Annotated in this window: 2 protein-coding genes; both read left to right on the top strand. The window is 36.6% G+C overall.

What is annotated here, in order from left to right; all coding sequences use genetic code 11:
- Positions 1 to 132 precede the first annotated feature (132 nt).
- Positions 133 to 312: a hypothetical protein gene (locus tag C9E89_RS23140; RefSeq protein ID WP_171405225.1), complete on the top strand. Its 180-nt coding sequence runs from the start codon at positions 133 to 135 to the stop codon at positions 310 to 312.
- Positions 313 to 383: 71 nt separating this feature from the next.
- Positions 384 to 571: hypothetical protein (locus C9E89_RS23715; RefSeq protein WP_107010354.1), on the top strand; the 188-nt coding region annotated here is incomplete at its 3' end.

The following is a 571-nucleotide window of genomic DNA, read 5'->3' as shown; positions in this document are numbered from 1 at the left end:
CATTCTCAAAGCAAATCGCAAACGTCTTGAAGAATACAATCATTTGTTTAGTAGTCATGCGTTTAAACAAGAGTGTCAGATTGCTTTAAGAAAGACTGTAGAGCAGATTGGGAATATTGAGGTGAAATTGAAATGACCTGCCAAGGCTGTGAACAACGTAGACAATGGATGAAGAAACAATATGACAAATCAAAAGAAAGAATGTTGCGAGTGTTCAAAAGTCTTGGAGTTGTTGATCCAACAGAACAACAAATTAATCGAGCAGAACAATCAACTGATTCAAATCAACAACGAACAGAACGCACAGGTTAATCATTTGCTTGAGCATCTTGAAGATGGTGAAGAAGTGGTAAATACAAATCGAAGTTTGGATGGTGGGTGATATGCGTAGAGCTTTAATATTGAAACGAGTAACTAACAATACGAAGTGTATTGCTATTCATGATGCTGAAACTGGTGAGATTTTAGCTGACCAATTGTCATGTGTAGTTGTGAATAATCCAGATGAACCGCTACATGCAATCGTTAAGATTGGATTGTGTGGAATAAACAAAATAGTTGGTGATGATGA

The organism is Acinetobacter sichuanensis (assembly GCF_003024515.2).
In the GTDB taxonomy this organism is placed as follows: domain Bacteria; phylum Pseudomonadota; class Gammaproteobacteria; order Pseudomonadales; family Moraxellaceae; genus Acinetobacter; species Acinetobacter sichuanensis.
The sequence above is the reverse complement of the archived record's forward strand: the minus strand, read 5'-3'. Positions and strand labels throughout refer to the sequence as shown.